The organism is Shewanella sp. GD04112, from assembly GCF_029835735.1.
Taxonomy (GTDB): domain Bacteria; phylum Pseudomonadota; class Gammaproteobacteria; order Enterobacterales; family Shewanellaceae; genus Shewanella.
In genome coordinates this window covers 1,246,605-1,264,835 of record NZ_JAOEAL010000001.1, presented here as the reverse complement: position 1 = coordinate 1,264,835, position 18,231 = coordinate 1,246,605, and the positions used below count along the sequence as shown (strand labels likewise).

The following is an 18,231-nucleotide window of genomic DNA, read 5'->3' as shown; positions in this document are numbered from 1 at the left end:
GGGTTAACCGATAAACCAAAACGGCGCTCCATACTTGTCAAAGAGGGCGCAGTATAGATAGGATCCCTAAGTAACAATTAACGACACTTAGACAAAAAACATCAAAAATAAGACAGCATGGCCTTTATTCAACCCGAGCAGCAATTTAATCCCGATGCCTTAGACAACCTAGTGATCGGCATTGCCGCCGAAATGGGCGAGCATGACTCAGGCGTACATCAGCATAGCAAGGCTCAGTTGCTCTACTCATCGGCGGGATGTATGCGGTTTAACTTAGCCGATACTCAAGTCGTGTTGCCGCCAACCCGTGCGGCTTGGCTGCCCGCAGGCGTGATCCACCAAGTCACAATGCGCAATGTTGTGGCGTATCGTTCACTCTACTTTGAGCCTGAAACCGTGGCGTCTTTGCCGGATAACGTCACGATTTTCCATGTGGATCCGTTACTCAAAGCGTTAATCGACACTATGTCCTTTTGGCCTTGGGACAAACCCAGACACAGCCAGCACAATGCCTTTGCCCTGCTGATTGAAGAATTAGTCAATGCGGATGCAGAGAATTTAAGCTTACCCCTGCCCAAGGACAAACGGCTACAGAGCTGGCTTAAGCAATTGCAGCAACAGCAAAAAATCCCCGCCAGCTTGCAGGAAATGGCCATTGAAATTGGCGCTAGCGAACGCACCATCAGCCGTATCTTTAGCAACGAAACGGGCATGGCTTATCAGGCGTGGCGGCAGCAATGGCGCTTACTATCAGCTATTGAGCAATTAGCTGCGGGCGCCTCGGTGGCGCAGGTAGGATTTAACTTACAGTTTTCCAGCGACAGCGCCTTTATCAGCTTTTTTAAACAATATACCGGCACCACTCCGGCGCAATACTTTAGATAATCAATCTGTTAACCTAACTAAAAATCCATTAAACACAACGACACACGGCAACTCCCGATTAGACCCATTGCCGTTTTGCCTGCTCGCGCCATTAGCCGCCTTGCTGTGCTATAGTGCGAACAGTCTTCCAGCTGATAGCCATAACTTATCCCTTGAAAAAAATCGCCCTATTTGTCGACGTGCAAAACATCTACTACACCTGCCGTGAGGCCTATCAGCGCCAGTTTAACTATCGCAAACTCTGGCAACAGTTAAGCGCGCAGGGTGAGATTGTCAGCGCCATTGCCTATGCCATTCATCGCGGCGACGATGGCCAGTTAAAGTTTCAAGATGCGCTCAGACATATTGGTTTTGAGCTAAAGCTCAAGCCCTTTATTCAGCGCAGTGATGGTTCGGCGAAGGGGGATTGGGATGTGGGCATCACCATAGATGTACTGGAAATGGCGCCCGAGGTGGATACTGTAATACTGCTGTCTGGCGATGGGGACTTTGCCCTCTTGCTCGATAAGATAAGGCAAAAATACGCAATCGAGGCCGAGGTGTATGGCGTGCCCTCCCTCACGGCCAAATCCTTGATGGATGCTGCCACAAGGTTTACACCAATCACTCCCGATTTGCTGCTCTAACCTTTTACGCTAGTGAGCCACTAAGCCTCATACTCTTGTGTCGAGAGTTGGTAAAAATTATCGGCATCGGCTAGCAACACATCATAAACGTTCGAGTCCAACTTACCTTGTTGAACCATAGGCAACATAATCTCCAGCACCTCACTTAAGGACATTGAACCTCGATAAGGCCGCTTTTGGGTTAAGGCTTGAAATACATCGACGAGTGCAAGGATACGCGAAGGTAAATCTAATTGTTCTGGTCCTTTTCTAAAGGGGTAACCCGACCCATCGAGACGCTCATGGTGGTTTGAGGCCCACTCACCAATCACAGACTTAGGAAAAAAGCTCTTTAAGGTGTGGTCGGTATCGACGGTGTGGCGCTTCATAATCGAGTATTCCGCCCTAGTCAGCTTGCCTTCCTTATGGAGTAATAAATCGGGGGTTTTGAGCTTACCAACATCGTGTAATAGCCCGGCCACATACAATAACTCGGCATCGGTATCCGATATGCCACAATCCTTAGCGACCAGTTTTGCCAGCAGTGCGACCTTGTCCGAATGATGAAAAGTAAAGGGACTTTTGGCATCGACAATCCGCGCCAGAAATCTTGATATCTGCTTAACGCCTTCGAGATCCAGCTGTTTGTCGTATAGTTGATTCGCTTCAAACTCGAGGGCCATTTGCTCAATATGGGCAGCCTCCATGTTGTACCAAAAACCGTCTTTACTGACTAATTGGCACATGGCCGCCACCATATTAGGCTCAAACAACACGCCACTGTGGGCTAGCAAATTATCCGCAACTAACCCCTCATGGAGGGTGATTAGCTCTTGATGACAGCCATGGGTATAGCGTGCCCGCAGAAAATCGGTCCGATCGGCCAGAAACACCAATGCAGCAAGGTCACGATCAAACTCTGAGATTGCCGTGGTTTGCAACTCTAGCCAAGGTGTATGGTGATAAAGCACTGTGAGGGCAAAGACATCTAAGATAGGACACTTCATTAATGCCTCATACCCACGGCGGCTGTGGGAAGTGGCATCTTCTGGCTGCATTAATTTGAGCAGGCGTAAATGCTCCTCAGAGGAAGATACGCCACAGTCATGGATAAGCCCCGCAAAATAGGCAAACTGCTTCTTTTCATCGGGCCAGCCCAGCACATTGGCGCATTCGTAGGCCATATAGGCCACTCTATGACCGTGGTGTAAATCATCCACACCAACAAAATCCAATGCCGTTGCCACGGCTAACAGCGCATGCCGCACATCAATTTTGATGCTGATTTCCTGGGGCTGAAAAGCATTCATCGCATTTTCCTAATTTAACGCACTGATCTAACTATAGTTACTCCGTCGATATTTACCCGCGAAAATAAAAAAAGACCTGCAAATGCAGGTCTTTTAAGAGATAACAGATTGAACAGAATGAACTATTGCGCCGTTAATGCTTCCACTTTGCGACGACCGCGTTTAGCGAGGGCATAGTAAAATAGCGGCGTCAGGATTAAGCCAAACAGTGTCACCCCTATCATACCGGCAAATACCGCGACGCCCATGGCTTGACGCATTTCAGCGCCCGCTCCGGTTGAGAACACCATGGGCACCACCCCCATGATAAAGGCGATAGAGGTCATCAAGATGGGGCGTAAACGTAAGCGCGCCGCCTCGAGAATCGACTCCATGACTTCCATACCATGGTCTTGTTTTTCCTTGGCAAATTCGACAATCAGAATCGCGTTCTTGGTCGCTAAGCCCACGAGGACGATAAGACCAATCTGGGTGAAAATATTATTATCACCGCCATAAATAAGCACACCACTGAGCGCCGAAAGCAAGGTCATTGGAATGATTAAGATAATCGCCAATGGCAAACTCAAACTCTCGTACTGCGCCGCTAGCACCATAAACACCAGCAGGATCACCAGAGGGAACACTAACAAGCCTGTGTTACCGGCGAGGATCTGCTGATAGGTCAGCTCAGTCCACTCGTAGGTCATGCCTATCGGCAAAGTCTCGGCGAGGATTTTCTCAATCGCCGCCTGCGCTTGGCCCGAACTCACACCGGGTGCTGGGCCACCGTTAATCTCAGCCGTGGTGAAACCGTTATAGTGCATCACACGATCGGGTCCCGCGCTCTGGCTCACATTGATAAAGGAGCCGAGTGGGATCATATCGCCATTCACATTAGGCACTTTTAGCTGACTGATCTGCTGCGGGCTTTGACGGAATGCTTCGTCGGCCTGCATATTCACCTGATAGGTTCGACCGAAACGATTGAAGTCGTTGACATAGGTCGAGCCCATATAGGTTTGTAATGTCTGGAAAATTTGATCGAGCGACACTGCCTGCTGTTTCGCTTTAGTTCGATCGATATCCAGTTCAAGTTGTGGCACGTTCACTTGATAGCTGGAGAAAATCCCCGCTAATTGTGGATCGGCCCACGCCTTGTACATCACTTGTTGGGTCACCTGATACAAGGCCTCATAACCAAGGTTGGCTCTGTCTTGAATTTGCAGACGGAACCCTCCAATAGTGCCGAGGCCTTGCACAGGTGGCGGCGGGAAGATGGCAATAAACGCATCCTGAATACCAGCAAACTGCTGATTTAATTGGCCGGCAATCGCATTCGCCGACAGTTCAGGACGCTTACGTAACTCAAAATCATCTAGGGCAACAAACACCACGCCCGAGTTAGGACTATTGGTAAAACCGTTGATACTCAGACCGGGGAAGGCAATAGAGTGCGCCACACCGGGGTGATTCAAGGCGATATCGGACATTTTCTTGATCACCGCATCGGTACGCTCGAGTGAGGCCGCATCCGGTAATTGGGCAAATGCCACTAAATACTGCTTATCCTGACCAGGCACATAACCCGTTGGGGTATTCACAAATTGCACGCCCGTAAGCGCAACCATGCCCAGATACACTAGTCCGATGATGCCGCCAAAACGGATCACCTTACGTACTAAATAGCCATAACCTTCTGAGGCACGGTTGAATAAGCGGTTAAAGGGTGTAAATAACCAGCCACCAAACAGCTTATCCATTAACCGAGTGAGCGCATCCTTAGGCGCATCATGCCCCTTGAGTAACAACGCCGATAACGCTGGGCTCAAGGTGAGCGAGTTAATGGCCGAAATAAAGGTCGAAATCGTAATAGTCAGTGCAAACTGCTTATAAAACTGCCCCGTTAATCCGCTCATAAAGGCGGTCGGAATAAACACCGCGGCCAACACTAAGGTGGTTGCCACAATCGGCCCAGTCACTTCCTTCATGGCTTTTTGTGTTGCGGCAATAGGGCTTAAACCCGAAGCGATATTTCGCTCCACGTTTTCTACCACCACGATGGCATCGTCGACCACAATCCCGATGGCCAGCACCAGACCAAACAGCGACAGCGCATTCAGCGAGAAACCCATCAAGTGCATAAAGGCGAAGGTACCCACCAAAGACACAGGCACGGCCACAAGCGGAATAATCGAGGCGCGCCAAGTCTGCAGAAACAGCACCACCACGAGTACCACTAAGAGCACGGCTTCGAGCAGGGTTTTCACTACCGCATGGATAGAACCACGCACAAACACGGTCGGATCGTACACAATCTCGTATTGCAGCCCTTCTGGGAAAGACTTCGCCAGTCTTGCCATTTCGGCGCGCACATCGTCGGAGATTTGAATCGCATTCGAGCCCGATGCTTGGAACACTGGAATCGCGACCGCATCCTTGTTATCCAGCAATGAACGCAGCGCATAGCTAGTTGCACCGAGTTCGACACGCGCCACATCCTTAAGACGGATCACCTCACCGTTTTGGCCGACCTTGATAATAATGTCTTCGAATTCTGACAGTTCAGTCAGACGCCCCTTAACGTTAATCAAGAGTTGGAAGTCGGCATTACCACTAGGCTGCGCCCCTAAACTGCCCGCTGCCGCTTGTTGGTTTTGCTCACGTACGGCGGCAATAATTTCAGCTGGCGACATGCCAAGCGCCGAGACCTTATTCGGGTCAAGCCAGATCCGCAGACTATATTCGCCCGCACCGAATAAACGCACCGCGCCCACGCCTTTGATACGTGCTAATTCATCTTTTACGTTGAGCGCCGCGTAGTTAGACAAATACAGCATGTCATAACGGTTATCCGGCGACAGTAAATGCACCACCATGGTTAAGTCGGGCGAGGACTTTTCGGTCACAATCCCGAGGCGTTGAACCTCCTGCGGCAAACGTGGCATAGCACGGTCAACCCGGCTCTGCACTTGGGTTTGCGCCCTGTCCACATCGGTGCCAATGGCAAAGGTGATGGTCAAGGTCATGCGTCCATCGGATGTCGCCTGCGATGACATATACAGCATGTCTTCGACGCCGTTGATTTCCTGCTCTAAGGGCGAGGCAACCGTCTCGGCAATAACTTTAGGGTTCGCGCCAGGGTAGTTGGCGGTCACCACGACTGTCGGTGGCACCACTTCAGGGTATTCGGTAATTGGTAATTGCCAGACGGCAATCGCCCCTGTGATAAAAAATAGCAGCGAGAGAACGGCTGCAAATATCGGTCTTTTAATAAAAAACTGCGACAACATTCTGTTGGATTCCTTAACCGCGGCTCGCTACTTCAACGTCTGGGGTGGTGATATTTTCTTGATGTTTATCAAGCAGTAATTGAGCTTGACGAAGCGCATCTAGCTGCTCGCTATCGGCCATATCGACTAGGTGTGGCTCAATTTGCATCTTAGGACGAACCCTTTGCATGCCATTGACAACGATCTTGTCGTTTGCCGCTAAACCTTGCTTAACAATGCGTAAACCTTGAACTTTTTCACCTAGGGTGACGCCGCGATACTCCACAGTGCCATCGTTTGCCACCACTAAGACGAACTTGTTGTTCAGATCCGTGCCTACGGCTTTATCGTCGATTAAGATGCCGTCGTAGGCGCCGCTACCGGCGGTACGTAATCTTGCGAACAAACCTGGGAGCAAGCTGTTGTCTTCATTGCTAAACGTGGCACGTACTCGAATAGTGCCCGTCTGTCTGTCCATCGAGTTATCGACAAAATCCACTAGGCCTATGTGTTGATATTCGCGCTCGTTGGCCAGCGCCATATACACGGGATTGTCTCCAGCACGAGGGTCTTTACGCTTTTTCTCGGCGGTTAACTTGACGTATTTCAGATAGGTTTGCTCATCCACATCGAAGTAGGCATACATGCTGGCGGTCGACACTAAGCTGGTTAACACACTCTGCCCCGCAGACACATAGTTACCCGCGGTGACATTGGCGTAGGAGGCACGGCCATCAATCGGCGCGCGCACTTGGGTGTAATCTAAGTCCAGCTCGGCGCGCAGCAGCGCCGCTTTCACAGAAGCCACGGCCGCCGTGGTTTGGCGTTTGTTAGACTCGCGGGTATCGAGTAATTCTGCAGATACCGCCTTTTGGGCAAAGAGTTTGCGGGCACGTTCTAAGTCGTTAGTGGCCAGTTGCTCAGCAGAAAGCGCGCTAGCAAGATCTGCTTTTAACCGGGCCACTTCCGCTTCGAACACACTCGCATCGATACGGAATAGCACATCGCCTTTTTTCACTAAAGCGCCTTCTTTAAAGTTTACCGACGCGATATAACCAGACACGCGTGGCACTAAGGTCACACTTTCTGGCGCCTGCAAACGGCCGGTAAATTCATCCCACTCGGTAACGCGCTCATGCAATACCTGCGCAACATCGACCTTAGGAGCACCTTGAGCTGGGCTTTGCTGTGCAGCTGGTTCACCACAGGCCGAAAGGACAAACGCCGCCACGGCAGTCAACATCAATATCCGTAAAGATGGGTTACTTTTCATTTTACAATCCTCATGTGGCAGGCATTTATCTCGTTTAAGACAGACATCAGTGATGGACACTCGGTCAACACCAATAAATACCGACTGGTAAAAAATATTATGTACTGAGCGGTAATATATAGTGTAAAATGATCCTGTCAACTTATTTTGTACCGACAGGTATTTAATTTTGTGCCAGCTTGAAACCATGCAGTTAAGCCTTTGAGGTAATTAGGGCGTGTTGACGTTTCGAGATTAGATTTTGTTCGTTCTGGCAAGCACGTGCTCGCGAAACGAGGAATGATGTGTAGTTATTCTACTCAAATGACGAGCGGCTCTTATGACAGAAAGTAAGAGCAAGGGCTTGCCAGACGAACCCTTCGGGCAGCATTTGGCTGGCGTTTCTGCTGCGTTATCGTCCGTTTATGTAGAATAACTACACAGCACGGACTTTGCCTTGCATAAAAGCCAGCCAAATTGCTGCAAAAATAACCCTGAAACGTCAACACGCCCTAGCCACAGCGAACGTGCTATGTGGGCTTGAATGGACGTATATTTTGGTGAGTTACTCACCTAACCCGCAGACAGCAGGCAAGAGTGGCTGGACATGAACTAAACCCATGTCTATCCTAGGGGCAATTGAGAATTGAGGAGCCTAATGATGTCAACCGTCACCCAGACGCCCTGCGTAGGTCGCCCACGAGCCTTCGACGCCGACGATGCATTGGCCAAAGCCTTGGAAGTCTTCTGGCAAAAAGGTTTTGAAGGTACATCGTTAACCGATCTGACTCAGGCCATGGGCATCAACAAACCCAGCCTATATGCCGCCTTTGGTAATAAAGAGCAGCTTTTTCTGAAAGCGATCGAGTTATACGAGCAGCGCCCCTGTGCATTTTTCTATCCTTCGCTTGAAAAAGAAACCGCCTATCAAGTGGTTGAGGCCATGCTCTATGGCGCAGCATCATCTTTAGTGGATGAGAGTCATCCCCAAGGCTGCTTAATTGTTCAAGGCGCCCTCGCCTGTAGCGAAGCCGGACAAGCGATCAAAGATACCTTGATTACCCGCCGCCGTGACGGAGAACAGGCACTATGCCAACGTCTGCAACGGGCAAAGGATGAAGGCGATTTACCCGCAGATGCCGATCCGCTGCTGCTGTCTCGATATATAGGCACAGTGCTGCAAGGCATGGCAGTGCAAGCCACCAATGGCATATGCCCCGGAGAATTACGCAAAGTCGCCGAGCTAGTGTTAGCCAACTTTCCGAAAAATAATGCGTGATAGTGCGACTAGCTGATAGCCATTGACATAAACCCCAGCAAACTCTGGGGTTTATGCTTTTAAAGCCGCTATCGAAATTAATCTTGAGATTAGTGCTGAACTTGGTGAGTGACTAAGCTTGGGCGCAGCAGATTGTCGTGGACAGGACAACGGTTACACACAGTATCTAAAAACTCACTCTTTTGTGCATCGGTTAAATCAGCATCAATGCTGGCATTGATGGCAATTTCTTTAAATCCCACAGGATCATCCGAAGGCTGGCCTAGTAATCCAGCCGAATTCATCACGGCTCTGACATGCACATCGAACTGGTGAATGGTGATATTTCGCTCACGCGCAACCATCTTAGCAATCGCCGAAATACAGCCTCCGAGCGAAAATAAAAAGGTCTCTAAGGGATTAGCGCCTTCATTGGTCGCGCTGGGTTGATCGATAATCAGCAAATGCTCACGTACCTGCGCCGTAACCTTCCAACCGCTTCCCATATGTGTGGTGACTTCAACGACTTTATCCGCCATGACTTACTCCATTAGTTTTTTTTCAATCAGATTATTCTAATAATTAAAAAACCAAAAGTCACAACTTAAGATCACAGTTTTATGGCCTAACTCGTTTTGTCATAAACAATCTCGGCCACATCACAAATCGCAAAATCATTAGGTTCGTTATAGGCACTTATGATATAAATTTCCGATTAGGAATAGGATGATACGGAAATAAGATGCGTGTTTGCAGCCCAACAAGGAATGAATTTCAGCGTGTAATAAATAACCCGCTGACGTTGTTGACTGCGGCTTGCTTATTTTTATTCTCTGCCACAAGCCACTCCTCCTTTGCCCAAGAAAGCCAAAGTAGCCCACAAGCCGCAGGCCATAGCATCACCTTAGCCGCCGAAGACAGCTGGCCACCGTTTGCCAATCAGTTTGGCCAAGGGATCTCCCATCGCCTTATCGCGGCGGCATTCAAACAATCTCAAGTGGAAGTCAACAGCCTAGTCGTGCCCTATAGCCGCGCCCTTATGATGGCCGAAAAAGGTGCCGTCGATGGAGTCTTTAACGTGACCCGCGAGGCGAGTACCGAGCAACGTTTTGTGTTTGGTAACACGCCGCTATTTGTGGCGAAAGCCTCTTTTTATCAACGTAAACAACGCCCGCTCATCGCCGCCAATAAATGGGAAATTCCCAAAGGCAGCATAGTCGGGGTCATAAAAAGTTATGAGTATGGCGATGAGTTTCCCGAACTGGTGAAACAGCGCCAACTGAATGTCATCACGGTCGCCAACCAACAGCAACTGATTAATCTGTTGATGATTGGCCGAGTCGATGCAGCGGTCATGTTCGACTTAGTCGCGCAGGAAAACCTGCAAAAAATGGGCGTCAGTGACGATGTGATCCCCGCCTTTAATAACCACAGCAGCGAGATTTATCTGGCCTTTTCGAAGCAAAACCCCAAAGCCGCACAACTCGCTAAAGAGCTGGATCTGGGCTTAACCCAGTTAAAAGCCAATGGACAGTATCAACAACTGCTTAGCACTAAGTAACCTTTCAAACCGCCATTAGCTGCCTTGAGTACGGATAATCTCTTGGTTCACCCAATGTAGCAGCTGCTTAATCGCTTTCGAGAGGATCTGATTCTGCCGCACGATGTAACCCAAACTGGTGCTCGGAAACTGCGGCAATGGCGTGACTTTACTCTTTAAGTGCGTCTTAGTGTAAATCGAAAACTCAGGCACAATTGCCACCCCAAAGCCCGCCTCGGCCCAATCGATTTGCGCATCCACACTGCCGACTTCCATGATCCGATAACGGGGTAAATTTAAGGTCGGTAATGCGGGATCGAGCAACTCGCGGGTACGAGTATCATGGCCGAGCAGAATCAAAGTCGGCCGCTCCGCATGGGGCATATCATGGCTGGCTTGGCTTTGCTGCCACAGCTGCAAATTATCCCCAAAGGCACACCATTTGATTTGCTGTAACTCGGTAAAATGCAGCGGCTGACTCTCCTTTTGCGCGATCACAAAGCCTAAATCCGCCTCGGCATTAGTCACCAATTCTGAGGCTTGGGAAGACGTGGTATTAAGCAGGGAAAAATCAATCCCGGGGAATTCCGCTTTAAATAACTGAAATGGCTGAATAAGCAGCAAACGCGAAATGATATCGCTGGCCGCTATGGTCAAGGTGCCTTGACTGAGATCGTTGATGGCATTGAGATCCGCCTGACACACTTGCAGTTCCATCAAGGTCTTCTGGCTGCTCTCGAGCAAACGAAACCCCGCCTGAGTTAGCCTAAACGGATTGCGCTCAATCAACTTAACTCGAGTATTCTGCTCCAGTTGTTTGATATGCAAGCTGACATTGGGCTGCGTCATATGCAGCGCCGCTGCCGCCTTTCCGAAGTGCTTACACTCGGCTAAGGTCACGAAGGTCTTTAACCAATGAAGTTCGAGCATCGCATTCATCTCCATCCATCAATTCAGCTCACCCTATGATATATGATTTCCTTATCACGACGATAACTATAATTAATTTCTCTTATTCATTAAGCAGGTCTAGCATAATCGCTTAATTCCTGTGGAGATGATGTTATGCCGTCTATCGTAGTTGTTGGTGCAAATTGGGGTGATGAAGGCAAAGGCCGAATCGTAGATTATTTAGCCGCAGATGCTGCAGCGAGTGTCCGCTTCCAAGGCGGTAACAACGCAGGTCATACGGTCGTTAACGACTTTGGCACCTTTAAATTACACCAATTACCTAGCGGTATTTTCAATCCAAACTGCGTTGCAGTACTTGGCCCTGGCATGGTGATCAGCCCTGAAAAACTCAGTGTTGAAATCGCCGAAGTCGAAGCGGCTGGCATTGAAGTTAAACTGTGCATTTCTGACCGTGCGACCCTGTGCTTACCTATCCATGCACTCGAAGATACCTTAGAAGAACAACGTTTAGGCGATCTGGCCTATGGTTCAACCCGTCAAGGGATTGCCCCAGCCTATGGCGACCGCGTAATGAAGAAAGGTATTCTGGTTGGCTGGTTAAACCAACCCGAAGTGCTGCAAGAACGCATTCAATTTATGCTCGACTGGAAACTGCCCCAGTTAAAAGCATTGTACCCAAGCTGTGACTTTAGCCAAACGGCCGCCGAAATGACCCAATGGTTATTGGATGTGACCGCCCCATGGCGTCCATTTATTTGCAACGTCACAGAGCCATTAAAAGCCTTACAAAAACAAGATGCTAACTTGTTATTTGAAGCGCAATTAGGCGCGGGTCGTGACTTGATTTACGGTGAGTATCCTTACACTACCTCTTCTAACGTGACGGCGGCTTTCGCAGGTCTGGGTAGTGGTTTACCGGCTCTGCGCCCAGAGCGTGTGATTGCGGTAGCGAAAGCCTTCAGCTCATCTGTCGGTACTGGCACCTTAGTGACTGCGATGGAAGAGCAGGATGATTTCCGTAAAAACGCCAACGAGTTTGGTGCAACTACGGGTCGTCCACGTGATATGGGTTACTTCGATGCGGTTGCAACACGTAACGGTGTTGAACTGCAAGCAGCGACTGAAATCGCCCTGACCAAGATTGACTGCCTGACTGGCATGAAAGATCTTAAGATTTGTGTTGCCTACGAAGGCGAGCACACTGAAAACCCCATTTGGCCACAGACTGCGGCATTAAGCCCAGTGTACGAGCAAATGGAAAGCTGGAGCGAAGACATCACTGGCTGTCGCACCTTCGAAAGCCTGCCAAAGGCGGCGCAACATTATGTTGAACGCATCGAAGCCTTAATGGGTGTGCGTGTGAGCATGGTGTCTGTGGGACCTGAACGCGACCAGATGATCATTCGCTAAGCGCTAGGCTTTAGCCACCGATTACCCTACAAAAAAGCCATATTCGTTTCGGCGAATATGGCTTTTTACTTTGTGTCCCCTAAGTTTTCTCAATCCTAACCACCTAATTTACCCACACTTTGGGTTTTGTTCAGCCCGATAAACCGCTAGACTGCGCTCAACCCAAATACTTCATATCGAAAACGCCATGCCGCAATTTAGCCCAAGTTATTCTTTCCCTGTGCAAATTTACTATGAAGATACCGATTTTTCTGGCGTGGTGTATCACCCGAACTTTTTGAAATACTTCGAGCGCGCCCGTGAGCATGTGATTGGTGCCGAGTGCTTACGCGACCTCTGGCAACAGCAGCAATTGGGTTTTGCGGTGTATCGCAGCGACATGTTGTGCCACGAAGGGGTGGAGTTTGCCGATATCATCGATATCCGCACTAAGTTCTACTTTGAGAGTAAATATCGCACCGTCTGGCATCAGGAAATTTGGCGCCCGAACGGTAAAAAACCGGCTGTCACCGCCACCATTGAAATGGTGTGTATGAATCAGGCCCGCCAACTTGCGCCCATGCCCGCCGACTTAATCGCCCAATTAAGCCTAGGGATGTGAAGCTAAGCCAAGGGATGTAAAGCTTAGTCTAAGGATGTGAACCATTAACGCAGAGCATTTCGGGTCTGGGTCTTAGCTGGCTCCAGTTCATTTCAAGCTCAGCGGCCCGCATTGGCTTAGCATAAAAAATCCCTTGAATACGGTCGACGCCCATCTTCACTAACATATCGTGGATATTAAGGCTCTCAACCCCTTCGACCGTCACCTCATAACCGAGCTTTTTCGCAATATTAATGCTGGCCTCAAGGATATATTCTGAAGGTTGGTTCGGCTCAAGATCCCGAAGAAAGGCTTTATCAATTTTGACTTCATTGGCGGGTAAATGCTTTAAATACGCCAGCGATGAATGGCCAGTACCAAAATCATCGATTGCCAATTTAATCCCCAAACGGCGGATTTTCTCTAGGGTATCCACGGCCTTATTTAAATCGGCCATCAGGGTGCTTTCAGTGATTTCAATCATTAAGCATTCTGGTGGTAATTTATAATGCTCGAGACGGGCGGCAATATCCTGCGGTAAGGTATCACTATCCAGATCCCGAGTTGACAAGTTTAATGCCACACAAACATACATTCCGGCAGCACGCCATTTAACTTGCTGCTGCAACACCTGCTCTAACGCCCAATGGCTAACTAAATCTATCATTCCCGCACATTCAGCAAGCGGTATAAATTCACCCGGTGAGATAAAGCCTAATTCTTCATGCTCCCAACGGATCAGCGCCTCGACTTGGGTACAGACTCCGGTTTGCACGTCCAACTTAGGTTGATACACCATATATAGATGATTGCGCTGCAAGCTACTGGGAAGACTGTCGATAATTTTAAGCTCTCGCAATTGGCGGATATCGTCATTCTCACTGTAACAGGCAATCGCAATTCGGGTTGTTCTTGCTTTTTTCAATGCCAAGTCGAGTCTTCTAAGCATATTGCTCACATCAGTATGATGCTTAGCTAACTGCACACAACCAATCTGCAAACGCACACTTACTGGCGTATCATTAATTTTAAATGGCACCTGCAAACGACCACGTAAGTGCAGCAATTGCTCCTGCGACAAACTTTGCTCGTAGTAGAGAAAAAACTCATCGCCGTTTAGACGCGCAATCAATTTAGGCTTTAAGCTCAAGCTGGTTAATCTATCCGCAAATTGTTTAAGCAGAATATCCCCAAACACAAAGCCAAATAGATCATTTACATACCGAAAACGATAGATATCAATCAGTACCAAGGTTCCTTGGGTAATCGACATTAATGAAGCAAGCGCGCGTTTAAGCCCAACACGATTATTTAAACCTGTGAGTTTATCCTTACCCATGCCCGCTGGTAGTGCAGCAAGCATCTCATTTAAGGAATGGTACAGCGGCGCAAACTCCTGCGGCACAATGGGAATATTAAGGGGGCGACGATCGCTTTTTTGCTGTTCGAGCTGAGGGCATAATTGCGCCAAAAATTGCCTTTGTTGACGCAAGGTTTTATATCTCGTCTGTAAAAGGTACAGCACCGCTATCAAAACGATAATAAGTACTATACCTATACCCCCTAAAACAACCATATTCAGGCCTCTATTTACCGCGTAAGCTTACTCGCTATCCCACTTATCACTCAGCAAGGATTGGCTTCCCTTTTGGCCCAACGACTACTGGTAACTTTCTTTAATTGAATGGAATTTATCCATAAATTCATCACTAGCTAAATCATTTGCCGAAACGGGTAATCCCCGACTTGCAAAGACCTCTAACCTTTGTTCAAGTTCGGCGCCTGCACGTAATTCTCCGGTATAAAATGCCGCGGCACGAATAAAATCTAAGTAGGTCACATGGTCAGGCAGATAAGGTAAATCCGCCCAGCGCTCAACCACTTCCATCACCTCAGGGGCAAAATCCCAACTCTTTAACACCGCACGTCCAAGCGGACCTTGCATTTTACGTACTAAAGAGCGCAATTGATCAATACTGGTGAATAACTCTGGATGGGCTTCGGCTTCGGTCAAAACCGGTAATGCACCGATATTATGGACTAAACCTGCCAGTGTTAAGGTATCTAAGTTGAGCTGACCTGGGTGACGTCTATTATACATTTGCAACATAGCGCAAGCGGCAGCAGTCACATCGATAGAAGTGCGCCATACTTCATCCATCACTTCCCACACCATTTCATTGGTGGAAATAAACAGCTGCTCCATGGCAACAGAAGTTGCAATACTTTTAATTTGAATCAAGCCAATACGGGATACCGCATTATTAATGCTTTCGGCGGGGATCCCTCGGCTATATAACGCACTATTAGCGACTTTGATGATACGTGCCGAGATAGCGGCATCTTGGCCAATCACATCAGCAACTTGCTTTAGGCTCGCATCGGAGCGGCTCACTACTTCCTGCACTCTCATGGCCACTTCAGGCAAGGTTGGCAATACTAAGGCATCATCTTTTAATTTTTTAAGTAATCCGACTAACAGTAGATGTTCAGTAGACATCTTATCTCCCATCAATCTGCAAACATAAATCTATCGTCATTGGAGTATACCAGTTGGCTATCATTTGATGGGTAGAAAAAAGCGACAGAGGTTAATTATTTGTATGACTCTGTTATCAATATCATCCAAATCCCCCTTAGCTTAGCCGTTAGCGTTTAAGTTATAGTCGATTGAAAAACCTAAAAATGAGCAACGTTAGATACCATTAATCCCTCATCAACTTCGATGCAAAAGCCAGCGCCATCATAAGGCTTCTAGGTATATTCGTAAAATGCGAACTATACCTAATCTTAGACGAGGTGATTTGCATAACCCTACTTTGATTGTGTAAAATGCCGCCCCCGCGCACTGCGCCTCCATCTACCAACCAATTCGAGAGTCATTATGTTTAAACCTGAGTTGTTATCTCCCGCTGGGACGCTGAAAAACATGCGTTACGCTTTTGCCTATGGTGCAGATGCCGTGTATGCCGGCCAGCCAAGATACAGCCTAAGGGTACGTAATAATGACTTTAAGATGGAAAACCTTGCCACGGGTATCGAAGAAGCCCATGCGCTGGGTAAAAAGCTTTATGTGGTGAGTAACATTGCTCCCCACAACGCTAAGCTCAAAACCTATATCAAAGATATGGAGCCCGTGGTGGCGATGAAGCCCGATGCGCTGATCATGTCAGACCCTGGCCTTATCATGATGGTGCGTGAGGCCTTCCCTGAGCAGGTGGTGCATTTATCGGTGCAAGCCAACGCCATTAACTGGGCATCGGTCAAATTTTGGCAGACCCAAGGCATTAAACGGGTGATTTTATCCCGTGAATTGTCCTTGGATGAAATCGAAGAAATCCGTCAGCGTTGCCCAGATATAGAGTTAGAAGTGTTTGTCCACGGCGCCCTGTGTATGGCCTACTCAGGCCGTTGTTTGCTATCAGGTTATATCAATAAGCGCGATCCAAACCAAGGCACTTGCACAAACGCCTGCCGCTGGAAATACGATGTGCACGAAGCGCAGCAAACTGACTCTGGCGATATCATCGCCACCCCAAATGCAGTGCAAATCGAGACGCCAACCTTAGGTGCGGGCCCTGCGACCGACCAAATCTTCCTGCTACAAGAAGCCAATCGTCCCGGCGAATATATGCCAGCGTTTGAAGATGAGCATGGCACTTATATCATGAACTCTAAGGACCTGCGCGCAATTCAACACGTTGAGCGTTTGGCCAAAATGGGCATCGACTCGCTGAAGATCGAAGGCCGTACTAAGTCGTTCTACTATGTGGCCCGTACCGCCCAGCTATACCGTCAGGCCATCGACGATGCCGCCTCAGGCAAGAGCTTCGATCGCAGCTTGATGAACCAACTCGAAGGCTTAGCGCACCGCGGCTACACCGAAGGTTTCTTACGTCGCCACGTACATGATGAATATCAAAACTACGACTATGGCTACTCAGTCAGCGATACCCAACAATTTGTGGGTGAATTAACCGGTAAACGCAATCTGGCTGGCCTTGCCGAAATCGAAGTGAAGAACAAATTCTCTGTCGGTGATAGTGTTGAATTAATGACGCCACAGGGCAATATCAGTTTGACCATCGAACAACTCGAGAACCGCAAAGCCGAATCGGTTGAAGCGGGATTAGGTTCGGGCCATACCGTTTACTTGCCCGTGCCGAAAGAGGTTGATCTGAACCACGGCATTTTACTGCGTAACCTGCCCCAAGGTCAGGATACCCGCAACCCACACGAAGCAGGCTAAGGCATGGCATTACTGATCGACGACAGCTGCATCAATTGCGACATGTGTGAACCTGAATGTCCGAATCAGGCCATCACCATGGGGGAAGAAATCTATGAAATCGACCCAGACCGCTGCACTGAATGCGTAGGCCACTATGATAAGCCGACCTGCGTCTCCGTCTGTCCGATTGATTGTATTGACTCCGACCCTAACCGCGTCGAGTCCCACGACGAGTTGTTGGTCAAATTTGCCATACTCACACAAAAAATTTGAGTGAGCGCTAGCCGTCCAAGCTAAACAAAAAGCCCCGCAATATCAGCGGGGCTTTGTTTATCACTTGATTACAGCCAAGTTCGCATCAGCTTAAGCTTGGGGATTTAGCCAAAATCACCGTCGGTTTTGCCTCAAGCTGCAAACGCACAATGGCATCGGCCAGCTTTTCAATGCTTAAGCGAATGGGTGTCGGCAGGCTGGCAAACTCGATACTGAGCAGTAGATTTTTCACCTCAAGCCCTAACTCGGTATCGCCTTCGATGCTCAGTTTTCGTTGGAAAAACAGCGTATCAGGGTCTTCTTTTGCCGCGGCGACCAATAATAGCTCGGCGGAATTGGCACTAAAGCTAACCTGGGCATCGGTCAGCTCACGCACCTGCCAGCGGCCATCGAAACTCACTTCAAAATACAGATTTAAATCTTCAACCCGAATCGCAACCCACTTACCCGCCAAGAAATCTAACTCGCCATCTTCGGCCTGCGGCGCCAGCAGCTGCGTTAGGAGTTGGCTAAGCACCTTGGCCTTGAGGCTAAAGGGCACTTTGGAGAGTGGTAAGCGGATCAGCTTTGGGGTGAGTTCAAGCAGTTGTTTTGCAAGGTTTGCTGAAAAAACAGCGGACATAATCAGTTACCTAAGGATAAAAAACACTATATCTCCCAGTTTACCGAGATTTTATGATCTTAAACCTGTTTTAAATCAATTCACCGCCAATCAATCTTCCCT

16 protein-coding genes are annotated in these 18,231 nt (G+C 48.7%); 8 read left to right on the top strand and 8 right to left on the bottom strand.

Annotation, left to right across the window (positions count from 1 at the left end):
• The first annotated feature begins 117 nt into the window (after positions 1 to 117).
• Both N7386_RS05555 and N7386_RS05550 read left to right on the top strand, forming a co-directional pair.
• On the top strand, positions 118 to 885 hold the full coding sequence (locus N7386_RS05555) for a helix-turn-helix transcriptional regulator (RefSeq protein WP_011716187.1): 768 nt from the start codon (positions 118 to 120) through the stop codon (positions 883 to 885).
• Between the two features lie 152 nt (positions 886 to 1,037).
• Positions 1,038 to 1,511: an NYN domain-containing protein gene (locus N7386_RS05550; protein ID WP_041412568.1), complete on the top strand. Its 474-nt coding sequence runs from the start codon at positions 1,038 to 1,040 to the stop codon at positions 1,509 to 1,511.
• A 20-nt stretch (positions 1,512 to 1,531) separates the two neighbouring features.
• On the opposite strand, the gene N7386_RS05545 is transcribed toward N7386_RS05550, so the two are convergent.
• The 3 genes from N7386_RS05545 to N7386_RS05535 form a co-directional block, all read right to left on the bottom strand.
• The gene (locus N7386_RS05545; RefSeq protein ID WP_279767354.1) at positions 1,532 to 2,800 is read right to left on the bottom strand and encodes an HD domain-containing phosphohydrolase; all 1,269 of its coding nucleotides are present in this window, start codon (positions 2,798 to 2,800) and stop codon (positions 1,532 to 1,534) included.
• A gap of 122 nt (positions 2,801 to 2,922) precedes the next feature.
• Positions 2,923 to 6,072 (bottom strand): multidrug efflux RND transporter permease subunit, encoded by a 3,150-nt coding sequence (locus N7386_RS05540; RefSeq protein WP_279767351.1) that lies wholly within the window; start codon positions 6,070 to 6,072, stop codon positions 2,923 to 2,925.
• A 13-nt stretch (positions 6,073 to 6,085) separates the two neighbouring features.
• Positions 6,086 to 7,324, bottom strand: a complete 1,239-nt coding sequence (locus N7386_RS05535; protein ID WP_279767349.1) for an efflux RND transporter periplasmic adaptor subunit — start codon at positions 7,322 to 7,324, stop codon at positions 6,086 to 6,088.
• Between the two features lie 637 nt (positions 7,325 to 7,961).
• Between N7386_RS05535 and N7386_RS05530 the strand changes: the two genes are divergently transcribed.
• The gene (locus N7386_RS05530) at positions 7,962 to 8,582 is read left to right on the top strand and encodes a TetR/AcrR family transcriptional regulator (protein ID WP_011716182.1); all 621 of its coding nucleotides are present in this window, start codon (positions 7,962 to 7,964) and stop codon (positions 8,580 to 8,582) included.
• 89 nt (positions 8,583 to 8,671) lie between these two features.
• On the opposite strand, the gene N7386_RS05525 is transcribed toward N7386_RS05530, so the two are convergent.
• Positions 8,672 to 9,100, bottom strand: coding sequence for an OsmC family protein (locus N7386_RS05525; protein ID WP_011621862.1), 429 nt, complete (start codon positions 9,098 to 9,100; stop codon positions 8,672 to 8,674).
• 203 nt (positions 9,101 to 9,303) lie between these two features.
• On the opposite strand from N7386_RS05525, the gene N7386_RS05520 reads away from it, so the two are divergent.
• Positions 9,304 to 10,122 carry a transporter substrate-binding domain-containing protein gene (locus N7386_RS05520; protein WP_126512657.1) on the top strand — a complete coding sequence of 273 codons (819 nt, stop codon included), beginning with the start codon at positions 9,304 to 9,306 and terminating at the stop codon, positions 10,120 to 10,122.
• Positions 10,123 to 10,137: 15 nt separating this feature from the next.
• Here N7386_RS05520 and N7386_RS05515 read toward each other — a convergent pair whose 3' ends face one another.
• Positions 10,138 to 11,031: a LysR family transcriptional regulator gene (locus N7386_RS05515; protein WP_086904664.1), complete on the bottom strand. Its 894-nt coding sequence runs from the start codon at positions 11,029 to 11,031 to the stop codon at positions 10,138 to 10,140.
• Positions 11,032 to 11,166: 135 nt separating this feature from the next.
• On the opposite strand from N7386_RS05515, the gene N7386_RS05510 reads away from it, so the two are divergent.
• The gene (locus tag N7386_RS05510; protein WP_011716179.1) at positions 11,167 to 12,423 is read left to right on the top strand and encodes an adenylosuccinate synthase; all 1,257 of its coding nucleotides are present in this window, start codon (positions 11,167 to 11,169) and stop codon (positions 12,421 to 12,423) included.
• A gap of 187 nt (positions 12,424 to 12,610) precedes the next feature.
• Positions 12,611 to 13,024: a thioesterase family protein gene (locus N7386_RS05505; protein ID WP_279767345.1), complete on the top strand. Its 414-nt coding sequence runs from the start codon at positions 12,611 to 12,613 to the stop codon at positions 13,022 to 13,024.
• 28 nt (positions 13,025 to 13,052) lie between these two features.
• Here N7386_RS05505 and N7386_RS05500 read toward each other — a convergent pair whose 3' ends face one another.
• Together N7386_RS05500 and N7386_RS05495 are read right to left on the bottom strand one after the other, a co-directional pair.
• The gene (locus N7386_RS05500) at positions 13,053 to 14,579 is read right to left on the bottom strand and encodes a bifunctional diguanylate cyclase/phosphodiesterase (protein WP_279767344.1); all 1,527 of its coding nucleotides are present in this window, start codon (positions 14,577 to 14,579) and stop codon (positions 13,053 to 13,055) included.
• Between the two features lie 84 nt (positions 14,580 to 14,663).
• Positions 14,664 to 15,503 carry an HDOD domain-containing protein gene (locus N7386_RS05495; protein WP_279767342.1) on the bottom strand — a complete coding sequence of 280 codons (840 nt, stop codon included), beginning with the start codon at positions 15,501 to 15,503 and terminating at the stop codon, positions 14,664 to 14,666.
• 384 nt (positions 15,504 to 15,887) lie between these two features.
• Here N7386_RS05495 and yegQ point away from each other — a divergent pair, with 384 nt between their 5' ends.
• A complete protein-coding gene (gene yegQ / locus N7386_RS05490; protein ID WP_023266720.1) occupies positions 15,888 to 17,252 on the top strand; it encodes a tRNA 5-hydroxyuridine modification protein YegQ in 1,365 nt (454 codons plus the stop codon).
• Positions 17,253 to 17,255: 3 nt separating this feature from the next.
• On the top strand, positions 17,256 to 17,507 hold the full coding sequence (locus N7386_RS05485; RefSeq protein ID WP_279767339.1) for a YfhL family 4Fe-4S dicluster ferredoxin: 252 nt from the start codon (positions 17,256 to 17,258) through the stop codon (positions 17,505 to 17,507).
• Between the two features lie 85 nt (positions 17,508 to 17,592).
• On the opposite strand, the gene N7386_RS05480 is transcribed toward N7386_RS05485, so the two are convergent.
• Positions 17,593 to 18,129, bottom strand: coding sequence for an SCP2 sterol-binding domain-containing protein (locus tag N7386_RS05480; RefSeq protein WP_279767336.1), 537 nt, complete (start codon positions 18,127 to 18,129; stop codon positions 17,593 to 17,595).
• Positions 18,130 to 18,231 lie beyond the last annotated feature (102 nt).

Coding starts and splice junctions, on each gene's coding strand:
- N7386_RS05540 (WP_279767351.1), bottom strand. CDS start 6,072: ATGTTGTCGCAGTTTTTTATTAAAAGACCGATATTTGCAGCCGTTCTC.
- N7386_RS05500 (WP_279767344.1), bottom strand. CDS start 14,579: ATGGTTGTTTTAGGGGGTATAGGTATAGTACTTATTATCGTTTTGATA.
- N7386_RS05525 (WP_011621862.1), bottom strand. CDS start 9,100: ATGGCGGATAAAGTCGTTGAAGTCACCACACATATGGGAAGCGGTTGG.
- N7386_RS05520 (WP_126512657.1), top strand. CDS start 9,304: ATGCGTGTTTGCAGCCCAACAAGGAATGAATTTCAGCGTGTAATAAAT.
- yegQ (WP_023266720.1), top strand. CDS start 15,888: ATGTTTAAACCTGAGTTGTTATCTCCCGCTGGGACGCTGAAAAACATG.
- N7386_RS05505 (WP_279767345.1), top strand. CDS start 12,611: ATGCCGCAATTTAGCCCAAGTTATTCTTTCCCTGTGCAAATTTACTAT.
- N7386_RS05555 (WP_011716187.1), top strand. CDS start 118: ATGGCCTTTATTCAACCCGAGCAGCAATTTAATCCCGATGCCTTAGAC.
- N7386_RS05480 (WP_279767336.1), bottom strand. CDS start 18,129: ATGTCCGCTGTTTTTTCAGCAAACCTTGCAAAACAACTGCTTGAACTC.
- N7386_RS05495 (WP_279767342.1), bottom strand. CDS start 15,503: ATGTCTACTGAACATCTACTGTTAGTCGGATTACTTAAAAAATTAAAA.
- N7386_RS05515 (WP_086904664.1), bottom strand. CDS start 11,031: ATGCTCGAACTTCATTGGTTAAAGACCTTCGTGACCTTAGCCGAGTGT.
- N7386_RS05530 (WP_011716182.1), top strand. CDS start 7,962: ATGATGTCAACCGTCACCCAGACGCCCTGCGTAGGTCGCCCACGAGCC.
- N7386_RS05485 (WP_279767339.1), top strand. CDS start 17,256: ATGGCATTACTGATCGACGACAGCTGCATCAATTGCGACATGTGTGAA.
- N7386_RS05545 (WP_279767354.1), bottom strand. CDS start 2,800: ATGAATGCTTTTCAGCCCCAGGAAATCAGCATCAAAATTGATGTGCGG.
- N7386_RS05535 (WP_279767349.1), bottom strand. CDS start 7,324: ATGAAAAGTAACCCATCTTTACGGATATTGATGTTGACTGCCGTGGCG.
- N7386_RS05510 (WP_011716179.1), top strand. CDS start 11,167: ATGCCGTCTATCGTAGTTGTTGGTGCAAATTGGGGTGATGAAGGCAAA.